This window comes from Parasutterella excrementihominis YIT 11859, from assembly GCF_000205025.1.
GTDB lineage: Bacteria > Pseudomonadota > Gammaproteobacteria > Burkholderiales > Burkholderiaceae_F > Parasutterella > Parasutterella excrementihominis.
In genome coordinates, this window is record NZ_GL883756.1 from 64,165 (window position 1) to 81,722 (window position 17,558).

Sequence of the window (17,558 nt, forward strand, 5' to 3'; positions counted from 1 at the left end):
TATGCCAAATATCTTTCATCAGAGAATGCGGTTAACCGCTAAAAAGCAGCCCCGTACGCCTCAATCTGCTTCCTCGAAACAATGACTTTCGCTTCTCGCGCATACGAAAAAACACCCGTCGGTGCGAGACCTCCGGGTGTTTAATTAACTTAACTCAGCGGATGATTACATCATGCCGGGCATTCCGCCCATTCCGCCGCCCATGCCCATCGGGGGCATTGCAGGTTTGTCTTCAGGCATGTCGGCAATCATGCATTCTGTTGTCAGGATCAAGCTGGCAACGGAGGCTGCATTCTGCAGAGCGGTGCGGGTAACCTTAGTCGGATCCAGAACACCCATCTCGATCATGTCGCCGTATTCACCGGTCTGAGCGTTGAAGCCGAAGTTGCCCTTACCGTTTGCGACACGGTCAACAACCACGCTGGGTTCGTCACCGGCGTTGCGGACGATCTGACGCATCGGTTCTTCCATAGCGCGGAGAACGATCTTGATACCGGCGTCCTGTTCGGGGTTGTCGCCCTTGATTTCCTTGATGGCCTGTTTTGCACGGATTAGAGCAACGCCGCCGCCGGCAACAACGCCTTCTTCAACAGCAGCACGTGTGGCATGCAGAGCATCTTCAACACGGGCTTTCTTTTCTTTCATTTCAACTTCAGTAGCAGCACCGACCTTGATCAGAGCAACACCGCCTGCCAGTTTGGCAACGCGTTCCTGAAGTTTTTCACGATCGTAGTCGCTGGAAGTTTCTTCCATCTGAGCACGGATCTGTTTAACACGAGCTTCGATCTGGTCTTCCTTGCCGGCGCCGTCAATGATCGTGGTGCTTTCCTTGTTGACTTCAACCTTCTTAGCAGAACCGAGTTCGGCAAGTGTGGCCTTTTCAAGGGTCAGACCGACGTCGCTGGAGATAACGGTACCGCCCGTCAGGATAGCGATATCTTCGAGCATGGCCTTACGGCGATCGCCGAAGCCCGGAGCCTTAACGGCAACAGTCTTCAGAACACCGCGGATGCTGTTGACAACCAATGTGGCCAGAGCTTCGCCTTCGATGTCTTCTGCAATGATGAGCAGAGGACGGCCGGACTTAGCAACCTGTTCAAGGATCGGGAGAAGATCGCGAATGTTGCTGATCTTTTTTTCAACCAAGAGGAGGTAGGGGTTCTCAAGGAGAGCTACCTGCTTGTCAGGGTTGTTGATGAAGTACGGAGAGAGGTAGCCGCGGTCAAACTGCATACCTTCAACAACTTCGAGTTCGTTGTGCAGGCTCTTGCCGTCTTCAACGGTGATAACGCCTTCCTTGCCGACTTTTTCCATGGCTTCGGCAATGATGTCGCCAATTTCATGATCGGAGTTAGCAGAAATAGCGCCAACCTGAGCAACTTCCTTGCTGGTAGTTGTCGGCTTGCTGAGGGAGTGGAGCTGTTCGATGGCAGCGGCAACAGCTTTGTCGATACCGCGCTTCAGATCCATCGGGCTCATACCGGCGGCAACATACTTCATGCCTTCGTCAACGATAGCCTGAGCCAAAACGGTAGCTGTCGTTGTACCGTCACCGGCGTTGTCGCTGGTCTTGGAAGCAACTTCTTTAACCATCTGAGCGCCCATGTTTTCAAACTTGTCTTTCAGTTCAACTTCTTTTGCAACAGAAACACCGTCTTTGGTGATTGTCGGACCGCCGAAAGCGCGTTCGAGAACAACGTTGCGGCCTTTCGGTCCGAGAGTTACCTTAACGGCATCGGCAAGAACGTTAACGCCGTTGACCATACGGGAACGAGCGTCATTGCCGAACAAAACCTGTTTTGCTGTCATTTACTTAATCTCCTATTTCTAAATTCTGTACTAGGCCGTCTTATTCGAGGACACCCATAATGTCTTCTTCACGCATTACGAGGTATTCGTCCCCGTCGACCTTAACGTTCTGGCCGGAATACTTGCCGAACAGAATGCGGTCGCCTACCTTAACATCCATAGGGATGAGCTTGCCTGCTTCGTCACGCTTGCCTGGACCGACAGCGAGGACAACACCCTGATCAGGTTTTTCACCGGCTGCTTCAGGGATATAAATACCGCTGGCTGTACGTGTTTCGGCGTCAACGCGTTTAACAATAACGCGGTCGTGCAAAGGACGAATCTTCATCTTTAAAACTCCTATTTGTGTTTATCAAAGCGCTAGGCTTTACCAATATTTCCTTATATGAGGCTATGCAGTCTTTTTTCAAGGCCGTTCTCAGATAGGTGTTTATACTAACAAACTCTGTAAACAAATGTGTTTCAAATGCGACGTTTTGTTAACAACATGTAATGTCGCGTAAAAATGGCACTTTTGCTCGAGTGTGTTTTGTGAGGATTGAAGTGGTTAAATTTAGCGTCGTCGCCCTGTCTTTTTTCATTTTTTTCTCCCCTGCCGGTCAGGCAGCCTCCAAAAAATCAGCACCCTCCCTTCCGGCGCCGATCCAAAAAGCGCTTAACTCCTGCAAAGTTCCTAAAGGCGATTTTTCGCTGTCTGTCATTCCGCTCTCCGACAAAGGCACTATGCTAAAGTTCAACAGCACTGCGCCTCGCGTACCGGCCTCGAGCGCCAAAGTCATTACTTCAGCCGCGGCGCTGCAGCTTTTGGGACCGGCCAAGGTTTGGACGACGCGTTTTATCTCAGCAGAAGAGCCGGATAGAAACGGCGTGCTCAGCGGAGATCTCTATTTAGTCGGGCACGGTGCGCCTTCCATGACCATTGAGCGCTTTTGGCTTTTGGTCGACAACCTTCGTGCTCGCGGTGTGAAAGAAATCAAGGGAAACATCATTGCGGATCGTTCTCACTTCGATGTAGCACCGCATGATCCCTTCGCTTTTGACGGAGAAGGCAACCGTCCCTACAACTTGGGACCGGATGCTCTGATGGTGAACTCCCGCTCTTTCTTCATCAAAATCCGCCCTGATAAAGAGGCCGGCGTCGCCTACCTTTATCCCGAACCCAGAATCGCAGGCGTGAAGCTCCCTGAAAGCATTCCTCTTAGCAAAGAAGGCTGCGGTGCATGGAGAAAACAAATCAATCCTGATTTCTCCAACCCGCTTAAACCTGCGTTCAAAGGAAAGTTCCCGCTGAAATGCGGTCCGAAGGACTACTTCTACACCAGCCTCTCCGCCGACCAGTATCTTCAGGTCGTCTTTGCCGATATGTGGAAAAAAGCCGGAGGCACCTGGAAGGGCAAAGTTGTTCAGGGCAAACTCCCTGAAGACTCTGACGACTACAAAGTGCTTGCTTCTTCCTACTCCGAGCCTTTGACAAAACTTGTCTACAACATGAATAAGTACAGCGACAACATCATCGCTCGTCAGCTCTTCCTCGCTTTAGCTAACACTCAGAAAGACGAACCCAAAAACTTAGAAGGAGCCCGTGCCGCCGTCTATGAATGGGCCGCCTCATTAAAGATTCCCGCCTCCTCACTCAAAATTGACAACGGCAGCGGACTTTCTCGCACCACCGCAGTCTCCACAGACGCCTTCGTGACAGTTCTGAAACACATGTGGAACTCCCCGCAAATGCCGGAATTCGTCTCTTCGCTTCCCATCTCCGGCGTTGACGGGACCATGAGAAAAAGACACGTCGCTCAAGGCAATGCCCACATCAAAACGGGCTATATCCAGAACGTCCGTTCGATCGCAGGGTATGTCCAGACGAAAAGCGGTGAACGTTATGCCGTCGCGGCCATTGTCAACGGTCCTTCCGCGATCAATTCCATACCCGTTATGGACGCCGTAATCTGCTGGGTTTACGGCAGATGATAGACTTTTCAGACATATAGATATCCTTAAAGGGAGGTAATTTCAGTATGGAAAACAAAATTGAAGCCGTAGTTCGTGAAAATGTTGACACTGCCCTCGAACAGGCTGACGAATTCCTGAAGCAGGCCTCCGCCGCTACCGGCGAAGAAGCTAAAGAGCTCCAGGCAAAAGCTAAAGAATGCCTGGCTCGTGCAAGCAGAAACATGAAGAGCTTCTATGACAAGACTTCTGAAGAAGGCAGAGAAATTGCCGGTGAAGTTAACGACTGCGTCCGCTCCAATCCTTGGCGCGCTGTCGGTATCGCAGCTGTCGGCGGCCTCCTGCTCGGTCTCCTGGTTGCTCGCAAGTAATTCTTCCCGAGGCTTTCGGAGATAGATATGTCAGATAGAAATAACGCCGATCCCGGACTCTTCACCATCCTTAATCAGGTGGTTGACGGTTTGGCGACGCGTCTTCAAATTGCTTCTATCGAGCTCTCCGTCGCCAAAAACAACGCGGCAAAGACAGCTGTTTACACTGTCCTTGCCGCCCTTTTCGGCCTCTTTGCGCTCGTTTTTATATCGGTCGCACTTCTTGTTATTTTCTGGGAAGATCACCGCGTTTTCGTCTCCTGCTGTATCGCCGGCGCCTATCTGCTCCTGTTCCTTTTCTTCTTAGGCAAAGTCCGCAACCTTGCAGCCAACATGCCTTATGCGTTTGAGGAATCTCGTCAGATTTTGGCAGCCGACGTCGCCGCTTTCCGCGCATCCTGCAATAAGAAAGCAGGTGTCGCCAACCAGCACCCGGTCGATCCTACCAAAGAGGAGAACAACAATGCAGGCAAATGAAGACGTTGCTCGCAAGCTTGCACAACTGACCGTCAAGGCAGGTGAACAAAGAGCTCAGATTCAAGACGAGCTGACCTATATGCGCAATAAACCCGCATCCGCTGTCAAAAACATCGGAGTCGACGCGGTTAAAACCATGCAGGCCTTAGGTTTAACTAATCCGAAAGTTGCCATTCCTTTGGCTCGCACGGTGTTCATTCCTGCCGCGGTGGCAATTGCAAGATTAGTTCTTAAAAACGGCAGCCCCAGACGCTACCTCGGCGCGGCGCTGATCGCCGCAAGCTCATTCGGTATCTTCAAAGGTATTGAATATGATGAGAAGCACCCGATTGTGAGAAAGGATTCCACAAACTCTTCGCCTAAGTAACCTTCTCACCGCATACGAAAAGACCGCCGAAACAGCGGTCTTTTGCTTTATGTGCTTTCGATCGGGCCGGCTCATGGTCGGCCCGAGAATACTTAGCCTTCTTTTTTCTTATCATCGTCCGCAGACGGCAGCTTGGTAATGAGAATACGATCCAGGCGGCGTCCGTCCATGACCATCACTCGGAATTCCCAGCCGTCCCATTTGACTCGGTCTCCGGTACGGGGCAGGCGCTCCAGAAGGAAGATCACCATGCCGGCAACGGTCGTGTAGCGGTCCTTGTCTTCATCCGGTACCTCATCGATATCCAGCAAGTCTTTGAGTTCAGGAATCGGCAGCAAGCCGTCGACTTCGTAGCAGTTTTCGCCCTTCTGAATAATCTGAGCATCTTCAGGCGCATCCGGCTTAAATTCGCCGGCGATGGCTTCCAGCACGTCGTGCGGCGTTACCAAACCTAAGATTGCACCGTATTCGTCGACGACCATCGCCAGTGCCGCATCGCTCTTTCTAAAGGTTTCTAAGAGTTCCATACCGGAAATGGATTCAGGAACATAAAGAACCGGTTCGTAGTTCACCTTAAAGTTGGGTTTACCGTCATTGACCATCTGCTTTAAAAGCAGACGTGTCGTGACCACACCGCGAATGTCATCCAGGCCGCCGTAGCAAACCGGCAGACGAGAATGCTGGGAGTTGAGGACTTTCTCCATATTGACTTCGCGCGTATCTTCTAAGTCCAGATACTGGACCTCGGAGCGCGGAACCATCAGAGAGGCAACGGCACGGTCATCCAAACGGAAAACGTTTTTGACCATCGTGTGTTCCTGAGCGTCGATGACGCCGGCTTCACCGCCTTCATCAATCACAGAGTGGATTTCTTCTTCCGTAATCTTCTGGTTGTCCTGCTTAATGCCGAGCACTTTGATCAGCATCTCGGTAGAGAAAGAAAGCAGTTTCACGAAAGGCATAGCCAAAATAGCCAGCCAGTGAATCGGTTTGGCAACCATACGGGAAATCGTATCCGCGCCCATCTGACCGATACGTTTCGGAACCAGTTCACCGATCACGATAGAGAAGTACGTGATCAAAATAACGACTACAGCCATCGAGGCACCGCGTGCCGTGGCAGCCGGAATGTGAATGGTATCGACGAGGAAATTAGAAAGCGGATCAACCAATGCAGACTCACCGACAATACCGGAAAGAATACCGATGGAAGTAATGCCGACCTGAATCGTAGAAAGCGCTCTCGTCGGATTCTCAGAAAGAGATAAAGCAAGTTCCGCACCGCTTGCGCCCTGATCCGCCAGCATCTGCAGCTTGCTGCGGCGAGCGGTCACGATGGAAATCTCGCTCATGGCAAAGAAACCATTGAGGAGAATCAGCAGAATTAAACAGAGAATATCAAGCCAGATACTCATGATGGCTGCCTTTCGTCGAGCATTTCAACTAAACCTTGGATAGCAACGGCAACAGTCTGCTCGCGTACGCTCTGACGGTCGCCTTTGAATTCATAACGGCCGACTTCAGCCATTTCGTCTTTGCGCTTCCAGCCGATAAAGACGGTTCCAACCGGTCTTCCGGGCATTGCGCCGTCCGGGCCGGCGATACCGCTGACCGCAACAGCCATCGTTGCGTTGGAGTGACGAATTGCACCTTCAAGCATCTGCGATACCGTCTGAGTGCTCACTGCCGAGAAGCGATCAAGAATAGACTGCGGAACATCCAGCATTTCATGCTTGGCTTGATTGGTATAAGTTACAAAACCTCTTTCAAACCACTCGCTGGCGCCCGGGATAGACGTCAGAGCGGCGCTGATCATGCCGCCGGTGAGAGACTCGGCGGTAACCACGATCTGTCCTGTGCCGACAATGCGGCGGCTGAGTTCTTTGACTTTATCTTCTATTTCTTTATTCATCGCAAAATCCACATAGGTGAAGCGGCTCCGTAGAACCCTGCCACCCAGGCCATCGAATTAATAACCAGGATGGCGTAAACAGCCGCAAATATATCGTCAAGCATGACAGTAAAGCCGTTCTGACGGCCCCTATCCAGCACCGATGCGGGCGGAAGCTTAACGATGTCAAAAAAACGAAAAGCGATCACGGAGGAGAGCTGCCACCAGAAACCCAAAGGCGTCAGAAGCAGAATCACCCATACCGCGACAACTTCATCGACCACGATGGAACCGTGATCGACTTTATTTAAATAAGCCGTACTTTTGCCCACCGAGACGCACCCGAGGACAAATAAAACCAATGCTAGAGCCCAGATGAAGGAACGTCCGAGCCACATGTCTAAAAGCCAAAACACGCCCCAAGCCGCAAAAGAACCCCAGGTCCCCGGCGCCGGCGTAATGCAGCCGGATCCGAAAAATGTTGAGATCCACAGCCAAGGATGCTTAAGCACCGTCTGAAACGAAGGCGGCGTCGTTTTATATGACTTCATGAGCCAACTTCTCCGAAATGATTAAAGGAGGCAGCGCAATTGACATCCGAGCCCTTTTCATCAATAACCTGAAGAGGCTCTCCCGCAGAGAGCACTTCTCCGATACGAGACACGCGCGTGTCAGCCCGTTCGGCGATCCGCAGAATTTCGTCCCGACGGTCGGCAGGTGCGGTAAACAGCAGTTCGTAGTCATCTCCGCCCGACAATACGCAGCGCTGCTGAACGGCTTCAGGAAGCTGCTTCATCGCGTCAGACTCCGGAAAAGCCGGCCAAAACAGCCGCGCGGACACGCCGGAGCGCTCCAAAATATGCTTCAGATCTCCGATAAGTCCGTCGGAAATATCGCAGCAGGCCGTCGCCGTATTCAGCAGTCCGCGTCCGAGCGCAACACGCGGCTCGGGCAGATCCATGCGGGAACGGAAATATCCGAGGAGCGGTTCGGCAAACGTCCAGTATCCGAAAATCTGACCCAGCGCCGCAAACGCGTCTCCCGGCGTTCCGGAAACCCAGATGTCCTCACCGACTCGGGCACCGGCCCTCGTCAGTCCTTTGCCGGCAGGCAGCTCGCCCATGGCGGTAATAGAGATTGCGGTGTAGGGAGATTGTCCGGGCTTGGCAAAAGACTTAACCGTGTCTCCGCCTCGAAGCGGACAGTTAAAGCGCCGAGCTTCTTCCAGAAGACCTCTGGAAAAACCTTCCAGCCAGTTCTCGTCAATGCGGGGCAGAGATATAGAAAGGAAAAACGCTTTCGGCTCGGAGCCGGCAGCAGCGAGATCGGATAAGTTAACGGCAAGCGCTTTTCGGCCTACCGTGTAAGGAGAAGCATTTTCTAAAAAATGCGATCCGAGCGCCATCATATCGGCCGTCACGGCCAAACGCATCGGTCCGACATCAAGAAACGCACAGTCGTCCCCTGCGCCTTGTGAAGGCCACGCAGACGGATAAAAAGAGCGATCCGTAAAAAAACGGGATATGACTCCGAATTCGTCAAGCGGATTCGGAGTCTTCGTACAGGCAGGGTGCTCAGGCATTTTTGCCTTTTACAACCTCGTAGGGACGAAGTTCGGGAACCATCTTGTCCAAAACTCCGTTGACATATTTAAAGCCGTCGGAACCGCCGAAGCTCTTAGCCAGTTCCACTGCCTCGTTGATCACGACGCGATAAGGAGTGGTCGTGTTTTTGAGTTCGTAGGTACCGATCAAAAGAATGGCTCGTTCGATCGGAGACAATGACGTCACTTCGCGGTCGATGTGAGGAGCGTAGCTGGCCTCAAGAGACGGAAACTCTTCAGTGACGCCGTGAAGCAGTTCACGGTAAAAAGCCTGGTCGGCTTTATCAAAATCTTCAGCTTCCAAAGCCGCCGCATCAATCGCTTCCGGGTCGGTATGACTCATCAGCCACTGATAAACGCCCTGAAGCGCAAATTCACGTGAACGGCGACGGGCGCTCCGGCCTCCGCGCTTCTTAGCGGGGCTCTTGGCTCCCGTATGATTACTGTCCATTATCTTCTCCGTAATTTTCCATAACGCGGCGTCCGCAGAAGCGGCGAAGATTGCCCATTTCCAAAGCGACGCGAGCGGCGTCGGCACCCTTTTCCTGGACGCGGACTTTGGCTTGTTCTTCGTTTTCAACTGTCAGAATGCAGTTGGCGACAGAAATGCCTTCGGTCATAACGAAGTCTGTTACGCCGCGGGAAGACTCATTGGCGACCAGTTCAAAGTGATAAGTTTCTCCTCTGATCACGCAGCCGATTGCAACTAAGGCGTCCAGATCCGGATAGCCTTCGTAGAGCATGACGAGTGCTCCGGGAATTTCTAAAGCGCCGGGAACCGTAGTCACCACGATGTTCTCGTCTTTAACCCCGTGAGCCTTGAGCTCTTCGTAGCAGGATGCAAACATGGCATCGCAGGCCCAGTCGTTGAAGCGGGCGGAAACAATACCGATTTTCAAATCACTGCCGTCTGCATTCGGTTTGATGAATTCAATGGACACATTCTTCTCCGTTAAATTGATAGGCGGAATTCTAACAAAACGGCCTTTCAAATCCTCCGCGAATCGCTCCGCGATGGGTTTAAAGGCCGTCAAAAATTCAATTATTTATGCTCAGTGAGCGAATACATTCTTTCGATGTAGCGGGCAACCGTATCCACTTCGACATTGACCAGATCGCGCTTCTTGGTGTACTTGAAGGAAGTGTGTTCGAAAGTATGAGGAATCAAGTTGATGCTGATGCGGGTGCCGGCAGGCGTATCTTCCACTTCATTGATCGTCAGGGAAACGCCGTTGATGGCGACCGAGCCTTTATAGGCTAAGAACTTGGCAAGCTTCATCGGGCAGCGGACCACCAAACGATAGGATTCGGCAACTTTTTCGAAAGCGTCGACTTCGCCTACACCGTCAACATGGCCGCTCACAATATGACCGTCCAGACGGTCGCCGAGACGCATGGCCTTTTCCAGGTTCACGTAGCCCCAGCCGTCTAAGCCGGCGGTTTTGCTCAGCGACTCAGCGGAAACTTCAACCTTGAATTTCTTTTCGTCGACTTCGACTACCGTCATGCAGGCGCCGTTGATGGCGATGGAGTCGCCGATCTTGACGGTGTCCAGACCGAGTTCCGGGGCTTCAACATGAATACGCAGACCGTCGCCAATCTCTTCGTTATCGCGAATACGGCCGACGGCCTGAATAATTCCTGTAAACATAAATATCCTCTCCTTATTTAGCGCACCGGACGAAGCATCAGACGCACATCCGGACCAACTTTTTGAATATCGGTGAATTCTAACGCGACACCCTCACAAAGGTCTTTAAAAGATGGTAAATCCAGAAGACGGCGTCCGTCTCCTAAAAATACCGGCGCCACATAGATCAGATATTCGTCGATCAGACCTTCCATGGCCAAAGCGCCGTTCAAACGAGCTCCGGCCTCCACATGCACGTCATTAATTTCGCGCTTCGCTAATTCCCGCATCAGGGCCCTGAGGTCGACCTTGCCGTCTTTACCGGGCAGCTCGATCACTTCAACGCCCTGACTTTCAAAGTTCTCGGCACGAACGATGTCGTAGTGTGCGCAGACCAACAAGGTCTTTCCGCCTTGGAAAATCTTCAGGTCCGGATTGAGACTCAGATTGGAATCCACAACGACCTTCAGCGGCTGACGCGTCACGCCTTCAAAACGAGCCGTCATCTGAGGATTATCCGCCAGCACCGTACCGAGCCCTGTCAGCACTGCTCCGCTGATACCGCGCCAGAAGTGTCCGTCCGCGCGGGCTTCTTCCGAAGTAATCCACTGGCTCTTGCCGTTGGCAAGCGCTGTATTGCCGTCCACGCTCATGGCCATCTTGGTGCGAACCCAAGGCATACCTTCTCTTTGACGTTTTAAGAATCCGCGGTTGATCTCTTCGGCTTCTTCGGCCTCCAGACCGCACTCGACTTTAACGCCGGCCTCTTCCAGCATCTTGAGGCCCTTGCCGGCCACCAAAGGATTAGGGTCTTTCAAAGCTGCAACCACGCGGGCAACCTTCGCATTTTTAAGCGCTAAGGCACACGGCGGTGTTCTTCCGTAGTGGGAGCACGGTTCCAGCGTCACGTAAACCGTTGCGCCCGCCACACTTTCTCCGCGGGAAGCCGCATCACGAAGGGCCATGACTTCGGCATGGGCTTCGCCGGTCTTTTGAGTAAAGCCTTCGCCGATGATGCGGCGGTCTTTAACAATCACGCAGCCGACAGCCGGATTCGGCGGGCAGTTAAAACGAGCTTTCTTGGCCAGCTCCAGCGCACGGCGCATATATGAACAATCGGAAAAACTCATTTTCCCTCCTTACCCTGATCCTCTCCGGCGTTTTCAACAAGCTTGATCATGTCGTCCAGCGTACCGCAGTTAAAGTAGACCGAACCGTAGCGGACATAGGCCACGTTGTCGAGCTTTTTCAGCTCGAGCATGACCATGTCTCCGACGCGTTTAGAGGTCACTTCCTTTTCCCCGGACACTTGAAGCTGCTTTTCAATGCGGGATATCGCAGAGTCGAGCTCGCTGGCTTTCACCGGCCGCTTGCGCAGTGCAATCTGCATCGAGCGGCGCAGTTTATCGCTGTTGTAGGCTTCCCGAACGCTGCCGTTTTTCTTGATGATGAGCGGCATCTGCAGTGCCGCTTTCTCGTAGGTTGTAAAGCGGGCGCCGCAGGTCGGACATTTTCTCCGACGGCGAATCGCCAAACCTTCTTCGCAGGTGCGGGAATCAATAACTTGAGTGTTGGGTTCTTTGCAGTAGGGACAAAGCATAGGATCGCTCCTGAATCAGCCTTACACAGTTTCCAGATAAACCGGGAATCGGGCAACGAGACTGGCAACACGCTCTTTCACGTTGGCAAGAACCTGCTCATTCTTAGGCGCATCGAGTACGTCAGCAATGAGATTGGCCACTTCAACGGCTTCGTTTTCTTTGAAGCCGCGAGTGGTCATAGCAGGCGAGCCTAAACGAATACCGCTCGTCACAAACGGTTTTTGCGGATCGTTCGGAATGGAGTTCTTGTTGACGGTAATGCCGACTTTATGAAGAACGGTTTCAGCTTCTTTACCGGTAATGTTCTTAGAACGAAGGTCCACGAGCATCACATGGCTTTCGGTGCGGCCGGAAACAATACGAAGACCGCGTTTAGTCAGAGCGTCGGCCATTGCCGCGGCATTCTTAATAACCTGCTGCTGATATTCCTTGTATTCCGGTTTTAATGCTTCACCGAAGGCCACGGCCTTGGCGGCGATCACGTGCATCAGAGGACCGCCTTGAACGCCCGGGAACACAGCCATATTGATCTGTTTTTCCAGATCCGGACGGCAGAAAATCATGCCGCCTCTCGGACCGCGAAGGGTCTTGTGCGTCGTTGTCGTCACGATATCGGCGTAAGGGAACGGGCTCGGATAAACGCCGGCAGCAATCAAACCGGCGTAGTGAGCCATATCCACCATCAAGTAGGCACCGACTTTCTTAGCAATTTCGCTGAAACGCTTGAAGTCGATATGTAAAGAATAGGCGGAAGCGCCGGCGATGATGATCTTGGGTTTGTTTTCGACGGCGAGTTTCTCAACCTGGTCGTAGTCAATTTCTTCTTTGTCGTTTAAGCCGTAGCTCACAACATTGAACCACTTGCCGGACATGTTGAGTTTCATGCCGTGAGACAAGTGACCGCCTTCGGCCAGCGACATGCCCATCACCGTGTCGCCGGGATTCAGCAAACCGAAGAAAACGGACATATTGGCCTGAGCACCGGAGTGCGGCTGAACGTTGACCGCCATTTCCACACCGACCGGTTCGCAGAAGAGTTTTAGTGCACGCTCTTTCGCAAGTGTTTCGGCTTCGTCTACGTATTCGCAGCCGCCGTAATAACGTTTGCCGGGATAGCCTTCGGCATACTTATTGGTCAGCACCGAGCCCTGTGCTGCCATAACAGCCGGAGAGGCGTAGTTCTCACTGGCAATCAGTTCAATCTGATCTTCCTGACGTTTGCCCTCTTTTTGAATGATTTCCCATACAGCCGGGTCAGATATTTCGATGGTCGAATTCTTGTCGAACATGTGCTTTTCCCATAAGTAAGCCATAAAACTGCGGGGGTTTGTCCGCAGGCGTTTATTCAAGGATTATAAGTTTGAAAGGTCGCTGAACTGACCCTTGTTCGCAAAATCAAACAGCCTAATCTGATAGATCGAATCCGTTTGTTTTCACAAATCATGACCTAATACGGCCTTGTGCTATTGACGGATTCTTTATAATCCATAGCACTAAATTTACTTATTGCAAGGAAAAATAATGGCTGAAAACAATGTTCAGGATCAGGATCAGATCAAGCTTCCCGACCCCATTATCTTCACCGATGCTGCCAGCCTCAAAGTTAAAGAACTGATTGACGAAGAGGGCAACCCGAATCTCAAACTCAGAGTTTTCGTTCAGGGCGGCGGATGCTCCGGCTTCCAGTACGGTTTCACTTTTGATGAAACCACTAACGAAGACGACGCCGTGATGGTCAGAAACGGAGTCACACTCTTGATCGACTCCATGAGCTACCAGTACCTCGTCGGTGCCGAGATCGACTACAAGGAAGACCTCGAAGGCGCGCAGTTTGTGATTAAGAACCCGAACGCGACGACAACCTGCAGCTGCGGCTCCAGCTTCTCCGTCTAAGCATCAGAGCACGACTGAATCAAGACCTCCGCAAGGAGGTCTTTTCGTTTAGGCGGGGTACAAACAGCCCAAAATTCTTGAACCTGAGGCTCCGGTGGCGCTCGGCAGATTTCCCGTCTCGCGGCGGTCAAAACGATAGGCGAGCCACGCAAAGGCTAACCCTTCCACATCCTGCGGATCTACGCCGAGATCCGCGGTTGTTGTCACCAGCAAATCGGGGTTGAGAAGCGCCAGTTCGCTGATCATCAGCGGATTCTTAGCACCTCCGCCGCAAACTCTCAGCTCCTTAATGTGCGGCGCAAAATTGCGAATCGCATCCGTGACCGTTTCAGCGGTAAACGAAACCAGTGTCCGCTGTACATCCTCCGGCTTTTCTCCGTTTAATCGGGCTTCCAGCCAAGGCAGGTTGAAGAGCTCCCGCCCGGTACTCTTCGGCGGAACTTGAGAAAAGAATTTTTCCTGTTTCAGACTTTCCAGCAGCTGCGGAATCACTTTGCCGCTGCGCGCCCACATAGCGTCCCGGTCGTACCGAACATGATTGACTTTTTCGATCCAAGCATCCATCAGTACGTTTCCGGGACCGCAGTCAAAACCTAAGACTTCATCCTCGCTGCCGCGCTCGGGGAGTATCGTTAGATTGCTGATGCCGCCGATATTTAAAATGCCGCGCGGCACGTCTCCGCTCAGTACCCATTTATGAAAAGCGGGAACCAACGGGGCCCCTTCTCCGCCTGCGGCCAAGTCACGGCTTCTGAAATCCGTAATGACGTCGGTTTTTGTCAGCTCTGCCAGCAATGCTCCATTAATCAGTTGCGTACTCGCTCCGATCTGCGGATTGTGGCGAATCGTCTGACCGTGCGCTCCGATTGCTCGAATGTTCTTGTAATTCAGTCCGCTGTCAGTCAGCAGTTTATTGAAGGCCTTTGCATAAATCTTGGCAATCTCATTGGCGCCGTTCTGCATACGAACAACTTCGTCCGGACCGCTGCGGCACAAAGAAAGCAGGCTTTCGCGCAGCATGTCCGAATACGGCTCAAAACTGCGGGCAATGAACTGACAGCCCTTTTCGTTAAAGACACATGCGACCGCGTCAACGCCGTCCATACTGGTGCCGGACATCATGCCGACGTAAATAGGAATATTTGGAGTGCACATAAAAACAAAGGCCTCATACAACTGAGGCCTCAAATTCTAACAAGTCGTTTAGTCCGAACCTGTCGAAGCTGAATTTTGCGCTAGCTGAAGTCGGCTCAGCATTGCGATTTGTCGACGCATCGGGGAAATCGCAAGCTTGTAATCCTCGAGGGCATCGTCCTTCAGGTTTTCTCCGGTTCGAAGATCGGCGATAAGCGGATTGATCTGCTGACCGTCTTTCTTCAGTTCATAGTGAAGATGCGGACCGGTCACCATTCCGGAAGTACCGACATATCCGATCAGCTGTCCTTTCTTAACTTTGACGCCTTCGGCCATGCCGGGAGCGTACTTGCTTAAGTGGGCATACAGGGATTTATAACCGCCGGCATGAGTGAGCTCAAGCCAGTAACCGTAGCCGCGGCGTTGATATTTCTTGGAAGAAATCACTCCGTCGCCGGCTGCGTAAACCGGTGTTCCGCGCGGTGCACCGAGGTCAACGCCCCAGTGCGGACGCAGGCGTCCTGTCACAGGATGCTTACGAACGCGGTTAAATGTGGAAGTTACGCGGGCTTCACAGGGCATACGCAGGAACGTAATGTCTGTGTTGTTGCCTTCGGAGTCGAAATAACCTTCGACGCCTTCGCCCTCGTACCAGTAGGAATCAATCGTCTTGCCTTTGGAGAAATACTCAATTGCCAAAAGCTTGCCGGAACCGAGGTCGGCTCCGTCGATCTGACGGCGTTCATAAATTACGCTGAAAGAGTCGCCGGCAGCAACACCCTTGTTCACGTCCATCGACGTGCTGAGTCTCTCTTTAATCTGAGCCAAAACATTGGCCGGAATATTTGCCGAAACGGCTGCGCTCTCCAGCGTAGTCTTAATTACTGCGGAAGAGGCAATCGGGAAGGCATCGATCTCGCTCTTTAAATTGGCGTGCTTAAATTTTCCGGATTCTTTGCTGACCTGGAAGTAAGCGACGTCGCGAGACAAGGAGTCAATCGGACGGAAGACGCGCAGAGAAATGACTTCTCCGGTCGGCGTCAGGCGAGCCTGAATTAAGCGTCCTTTCTGGAGGCGAGCAAAAGGATTCTCTTTGCCTTTGATGGAGTTCACATAACGAACAAACGCTTTGTCGTTAATGCCCAGTCTTTCGAAAATCTTTTTGTTCGAGTCTTTTGCTTGGATGCGGGTCTCGGCGTAAACGTGGTCCATCTCACTGGCCCACTGCTGGATCAAATCCCCGAGTTCAATCTCGCCGGCTTTCTCTAAGACCACTTCGCCTTTTCCGGGGAGAGCTTCCTGAGAAACGGCCGGTGAAGGAATGGATAACAGTAAAGCCGCAGTCACGCCCAGACCAGTCAAAATCTTCGTAAATTTGGTTTTAAACGGCTTCACTCTGATCTCTCTATTAAAAACGAACACTCCCACATCCCCGATATCTGACAACGTCGGGTAGAGAAAGTAGAATAAGGGCTGTTTTGGAAATCTGCCCTTCGGATTTGAGTCGATTGATTATAAAACATTAATTTTCTCAAGTCTTCGAGGGGTTCCACCTAAAATTTCAGGATGTTTCAATAAATGACAGATACTGCTCAGGAAAAAAAGTTTCCGGTAACGGAAGATATTAAAGAAGCGATGGCGCTGATTAAGCGCGGCACAGACACGCTTCTCGTTGAAGAAGAGCTCGAACAAAAACTGGCTCGTTCGAAAGCCACCGGTAAACCTCTGAGAATTAAATTAGGTCTTGACCCCACGGCTCCCGACATTCATTTGGGTCATACCGTCGTCTTGAACAAACTTCGCCAATTCCAAAACCTCGGTCATACCGTGATCTTCCTCGTGGGCGACTTCACCAGCGCGATCGGCGACCCCTCCGGCCGCAACACCACGCGTCCGCCGCTCACTCGTGAACAGATCGAGGCCAATGCCAAGACTTATCTCGATCAGGCCTACAAAGTTTTGGACAAGGACAAAACCGAGGTTCGCTTTAACTCCGAATGGTGCAATAAATTAGGCTCCGCCGGCTTCATCAAACTCGCCTCCCGCTATACGCTCGCCCGTCTGCTCGAACGCGACGACTTCGCTAAGCGTTTTGCTTCCCAGGCTCCGATTGCTATGCACGAGCTGATCTACCCGCTGATGCAGGGCTATGACTCCGTTGCACTTGAAGCCGACGTCGAACTCGGCGGTTCCGACCAGCGTTTCAACCTTTTAGTCGGCCGCGAACTGCAGCGTCAGTACAACCAAGAAGCTCAGTGCATCATCACGATGCCTTTGCTCGTCGGTCTGGACGGCGTCAACAAGATGAGCAAGTCCAAACACAACTACATCGGCATTACTGAAGAACCGAACGAAATGTTCGGCAAAGTCATGTCCTTGTCCGATGACCTGATGTGGAACTGGTTCGACCTGCTCTCTATGAGAAGCAACGAAGAAATTCAGCAGCTCAAGAAAGAGTGCGAAGCCGGCCGTAATCCGCGCGACGCTAAGGTCATGCTGGCTAAGGAAATCGTCACGCGCTTCCACAATGCTGAAGCTGCCGACGCTGCCGAACAGGAATTCATCAACCGCTTCCGCAAAGGCGCCGTTCCTGAAAACATTCCTGAAGTCACGCTTGAAAACGGCGGCGAAGCCATGGGCATCCTCAAGCTCATCAAAGAAGCCGGTTTGGCGCCTTCCACCAGTGAAGCCGGCCGCAATGTCACCCAGGGCGGCGTTCATTTGAACGGCGAAAAAGTCACGGACAAAGCCCTTCAGGTCCAGCCCGGAACTTATACGCTCCAGGTCGGCAAGAGGAAATGGGCTAAGGTCACTCTGAAGTAACCTGCTGCC

At 52.2% G+C, this 17,558-nt stretch carries 20 protein-coding genes; 6 read left to right on the plus strand and 14 right to left on the minus strand.

The genetic code is table 11. The features are described 5' to 3' along the window. Window positions 1-165: 165 nt before the first annotated feature. The gene (gene groL / locus HMPREF9439_RS10880; RefSeq protein ID WP_008812211.1) at window positions 166-1,809 is read right to left on the minus strand and encodes a chaperonin GroEL; all 1,644 of its coding nucleotides are present in this window, start codon (window positions 1,807-1,809) and stop codon (window positions 166-168) included. A 40-nt stretch (window positions 1,810-1,849) separates the two neighbouring features. Then, window positions 1,850-2,137, minus strand: a complete 288-nt coding sequence (locus HMPREF9439_RS10885; RefSeq protein ID WP_008812212.1) for a co-chaperone GroES — start codon at window positions 2,135-2,137, stop codon at window positions 1,850-1,852. A 215-nt stretch (window positions 2,138-2,352) separates the two neighbouring features. Here HMPREF9439_RS10885 and dacB point away from each other — a divergent pair, with 215 nt between their 5' ends. The 4 genes from dacB to HMPREF9439_RS10905 are packed head-to-tail and all read left to right on the plus strand — an operon-like array spanning window position 2,353 to window position 4,974. Beyond that, complete coding sequence (gene dacB, locus HMPREF9439_RS10890; protein ID WP_244862442.1) at window positions 2,353-3,780, plus strand: D-alanyl-D-alanine carboxypeptidase/D-alanyl-D-alanine endopeptidase; 1,428 nt, start codon at window positions 2,353-2,355, stop codon at window positions 3,778-3,780. A gap of 47 nt (window positions 3,781-3,827) precedes the next feature. Further along, window positions 3,828-4,130 (plus strand): ElaB/YgaM/YqjD family protein, encoded by a 303-nt coding sequence (locus tag HMPREF9439_RS10895; RefSeq protein WP_008812214.1) that lies wholly within the window; start codon window positions 3,828-3,830, stop codon window positions 4,128-4,130. Window positions 4,131-4,157: 27 nt separating this feature from the next. Next, entirely contained in the window at window positions 4,158-4,607 is a 450-nt protein-coding gene (locus HMPREF9439_RS10900; RefSeq protein ID WP_008864898.1) for a phage holin family protein, read from the plus strand. After that, window positions 4,594-4,974, plus strand: a complete 381-nt coding sequence (locus HMPREF9439_RS10905) for a hypothetical protein (RefSeq protein WP_008864899.1) — start codon at window positions 4,594-4,596, stop codon at window positions 4,972-4,974. Before HMPREF9439_RS10900 ends, HMPREF9439_RS10905 begins: the two co-directional genes overlap by 14 nt. A 92-nt stretch (window positions 4,975-5,066) precedes the next feature. On the opposite strand, the gene HMPREF9439_RS10910 is transcribed toward HMPREF9439_RS10905, so the two are convergent. The 10 genes from HMPREF9439_RS10910 to glyA all read right to left on the minus strand — a co-directional run bounded on the left by HMPREF9439_RS10910 (window position 5,067) and on the right by glyA (window position 12,988). Beyond that, the gene (locus HMPREF9439_RS10910; protein ID WP_008864900.1) at window positions 5,067-6,389 is read right to left on the minus strand and encodes a hemolysin family protein; all 1,323 of its coding nucleotides are present in this window, start codon (window positions 6,387-6,389) and stop codon (window positions 5,067-5,069) included. Further along, the gene (locus tag HMPREF9439_RS10915) at window positions 6,386-6,886 is read right to left on the minus strand and encodes a CinA family protein (protein WP_008864901.1); all 501 of its coding nucleotides are present in this window, start codon (window positions 6,884-6,886) and stop codon (window positions 6,386-6,388) included. The genes HMPREF9439_RS10910 and HMPREF9439_RS10915 overlap by 4 nt, the downstream gene beginning before the upstream one ends. Next, entirely contained in the window at window positions 6,883-7,416 is a 534-nt protein-coding gene (locus HMPREF9439_RS10920) for a phosphatidylglycerophosphatase A family protein (protein WP_008864902.1), read from the minus strand. The genes HMPREF9439_RS10915 and HMPREF9439_RS10920 overlap by 4 nt, the downstream gene beginning before the upstream one ends. Continuing rightward, window positions 7,413-8,447: a thiamine-phosphate kinase gene (thiL, locus tag HMPREF9439_RS10925; RefSeq protein WP_008864903.1), complete on the minus strand. Its 1,035-nt coding sequence runs from the start codon at window positions 8,445-8,447 to the stop codon at window positions 7,413-7,415. The genes HMPREF9439_RS10920 and thiL overlap by 4 nt, the downstream gene beginning before the upstream one ends. Next, complete coding sequence (gene nusB / locus HMPREF9439_RS10930; RefSeq protein ID WP_008864904.1) at window positions 8,440-8,919, minus strand: transcription antitermination factor NusB; 480 nt, start codon at window positions 8,917-8,919, stop codon at window positions 8,440-8,442. Before nusB ends, thiL begins: the two co-directional genes overlap by 8 nt. Continuing rightward, window positions 8,909-9,409: a 6,7-dimethyl-8-ribityllumazine synthase gene (gene ribH / locus HMPREF9439_RS10935; protein ID WP_021868302.1), complete on the minus strand. Its 501-nt coding sequence runs from the start codon at window positions 9,407-9,409 to the stop codon at window positions 8,909-8,911. Before ribH ends, nusB begins: the two co-directional genes overlap by 11 nt. A 101-nt stretch (window positions 9,410-9,510) precedes the next feature. Continuing rightward, window positions 9,511-10,119: a riboflavin synthase gene (locus tag HMPREF9439_RS10940; RefSeq protein ID WP_008812223.1), complete on the minus strand. Its 609-nt coding sequence runs from the start codon at window positions 10,117-10,119 to the stop codon at window positions 9,511-9,513. A gap of 17 nt (window positions 10,120-10,136) precedes the next feature. Continuing rightward, window positions 10,137-11,228, minus strand: coding sequence for a bifunctional diaminohydroxyphosphoribosylaminopyrimidine deaminase/5-amino-6-(5-phosphoribosylamino)uracil reductase RibD (gene ribD, locus HMPREF9439_RS10945; protein ID WP_040603622.1), 1,092 nt, complete (start codon window positions 11,226-11,228; stop codon window positions 10,137-10,139). Beyond that, entirely contained in the window at window positions 11,225-11,698 is a 474-nt protein-coding gene (gene nrdR, locus HMPREF9439_RS10950) for a transcriptional regulator NrdR (RefSeq protein ID WP_040603624.1), read from the minus strand. Before nrdR ends, ribD begins: the two co-directional genes overlap by 4 nt. A 21-nt stretch (window positions 11,699-11,719) precedes the next feature. Then, the gene (glyA, locus tag HMPREF9439_RS10955) at window positions 11,720-12,988 is read right to left on the minus strand and encodes a serine hydroxymethyltransferase (RefSeq protein WP_040603625.1); all 1,269 of its coding nucleotides are present in this window, start codon (window positions 12,986-12,988) and stop codon (window positions 11,720-11,722) included. Window positions 12,989-13,220: 232 nt separating this feature from the next. Here glyA and erpA point away from each other — a divergent pair, with 232 nt between their 5' ends. Then, window positions 13,221-13,592: an iron-sulfur cluster insertion protein ErpA gene (gene erpA / locus HMPREF9439_RS10960; protein ID WP_008864909.1), complete on the plus strand. Its 372-nt coding sequence runs from the start codon at window positions 13,221-13,223 to the stop codon at window positions 13,590-13,592. A gap of 48 nt (window positions 13,593-13,640) precedes the next feature. Here erpA and HMPREF9439_RS10965 read toward each other — a convergent pair whose 3' ends face one another. After that, entirely contained in the window at window positions 13,641-14,747 is a 1,107-nt protein-coding gene (locus tag HMPREF9439_RS10965; protein WP_021868305.1) for an anhydro-N-acetylmuramic acid kinase, read from the minus strand. A gap of 48 nt (window positions 14,748-14,795) precedes the next feature. Continuing rightward, window positions 14,796-16,121, minus strand: coding sequence for a M23 family metallopeptidase (locus HMPREF9439_RS10970; RefSeq protein WP_244862443.1), 1,326 nt, complete (start codon window positions 16,119-16,121; stop codon window positions 14,796-14,798). Window positions 16,122-16,304: 183 nt separating this feature from the next. Here HMPREF9439_RS10970 and tyrS point away from each other — a divergent pair, with 183 nt between their 5' ends. Next, window positions 16,305-17,549, plus strand: coding sequence for a tyrosine--tRNA ligase (gene tyrS, locus HMPREF9439_RS10975; protein WP_008864912.1), 1,245 nt, complete (start codon window positions 16,305-16,307; stop codon window positions 17,547-17,549). Window positions 17,550-17,558 lie beyond the last annotated feature (9 nt).

Excerpts from the sequence above, each read along its gene's own strand:
- groL (WP_008812211.1), bottom strand. The coding sequence starts at position 1,809 with ATGACAGCAAAACAGGTTTTGTTCGGCAATGACGCTCGTTCCCGTATG.
- HMPREF9439_RS10885 (WP_008812212.1), bottom strand. The coding sequence starts at position 2,137 with ATGAAGATTCGTCCTTTGCACGACCGCGTTATTGTTAAACGCGTTGAC.
- HMPREF9439_RS10895 (WP_008812214.1), top strand. The coding sequence starts at position 3,828 with ATGGAAAACAAAATTGAAGCCGTAGTTCGTGAAAATGTTGACACTGCC.
- HMPREF9439_RS10900 (WP_008864898.1), top strand. The coding sequence starts at position 4,158 with ATGTCAGATAGAAATAACGCCGATCCCGGACTCTTCACCATCCTTAAT.
- HMPREF9439_RS10905 (WP_008864899.1), top strand. The coding sequence starts at position 4,594 with ATGCAGGCAAATGAAGACGTTGCTCGCAAGCTTGCACAACTGACCGTC.
- HMPREF9439_RS10910 (WP_008864900.1), bottom strand. The coding sequence starts at position 6,389 with ATGAGTATCTGGCTTGATATTCTCTGTTTAATTCTGCTGATTCTCCTC.
- HMPREF9439_RS10915 (WP_008864901.1), bottom strand. The coding sequence starts at position 6,886 with ATGAATAAAGAAATAGAAGATAAAGTCAAAGAACTCAGCCGCCGCATT.
- HMPREF9439_RS10920 (WP_008864902.1), bottom strand. The coding sequence starts at position 7,416 with ATGAAGTCATATAAAACGACGCCGCCTTCGTTTCAGACGGTGCTTAAG.
- thiL (WP_008864903.1), bottom strand. The coding sequence starts at position 8,447 with ATGCCTGAGCACCCTGCCTGTACGAAGACTCCGAATCCGCTTGACGAA.
- nusB (WP_008864904.1), bottom strand. The coding sequence starts at position 8,919 with ATGGACAGTAATCATACGGGAGCCAAGAGCCCCGCTAAGAAGCGCGGA.
- HMPREF9439_RS10940 (WP_008812223.1), bottom strand. The coding sequence starts at position 10,119 with ATGTTTACAGGAATTATTCAGGCCGTCGGCCGTATTCGCGATAACGAA.
- ribD (WP_040603622.1), bottom strand. The coding sequence starts at position 11,228 with ATGAGTTTTTCCGATTGTTCATATATGCGCCGTGCGCTGGAGCTGGCC.
- nrdR (WP_040603624.1), bottom strand. The coding sequence starts at position 11,698 with ATGCTTTGTCCCTACTGCAAAGAACCCAACACTCAAGTTATTGATTCC.
- glyA (WP_040603625.1), bottom strand. The coding sequence starts at position 12,988 with ATGTTCGACAAGAATTCGACCATCGAAATATCTGACCCGGCTGTATGG.
- erpA (WP_008864909.1), top strand. The coding sequence starts at position 13,221 with ATGGCTGAAAACAATGTTCAGGATCAGGATCAGATCAAGCTTCCCGAC.
- HMPREF9439_RS10965 (WP_021868305.1), bottom strand. The coding sequence starts at position 14,747 with ATGTGCACTCCAAATATTCCTATTTACGTCGGCATGATGTCCGGCACC.
- tyrS (WP_008864912.1), top strand. The coding sequence starts at position 16,305 with ATGACAGATACTGCTCAGGAAAAAAAGTTTCCGGTAACGGAAGATATT.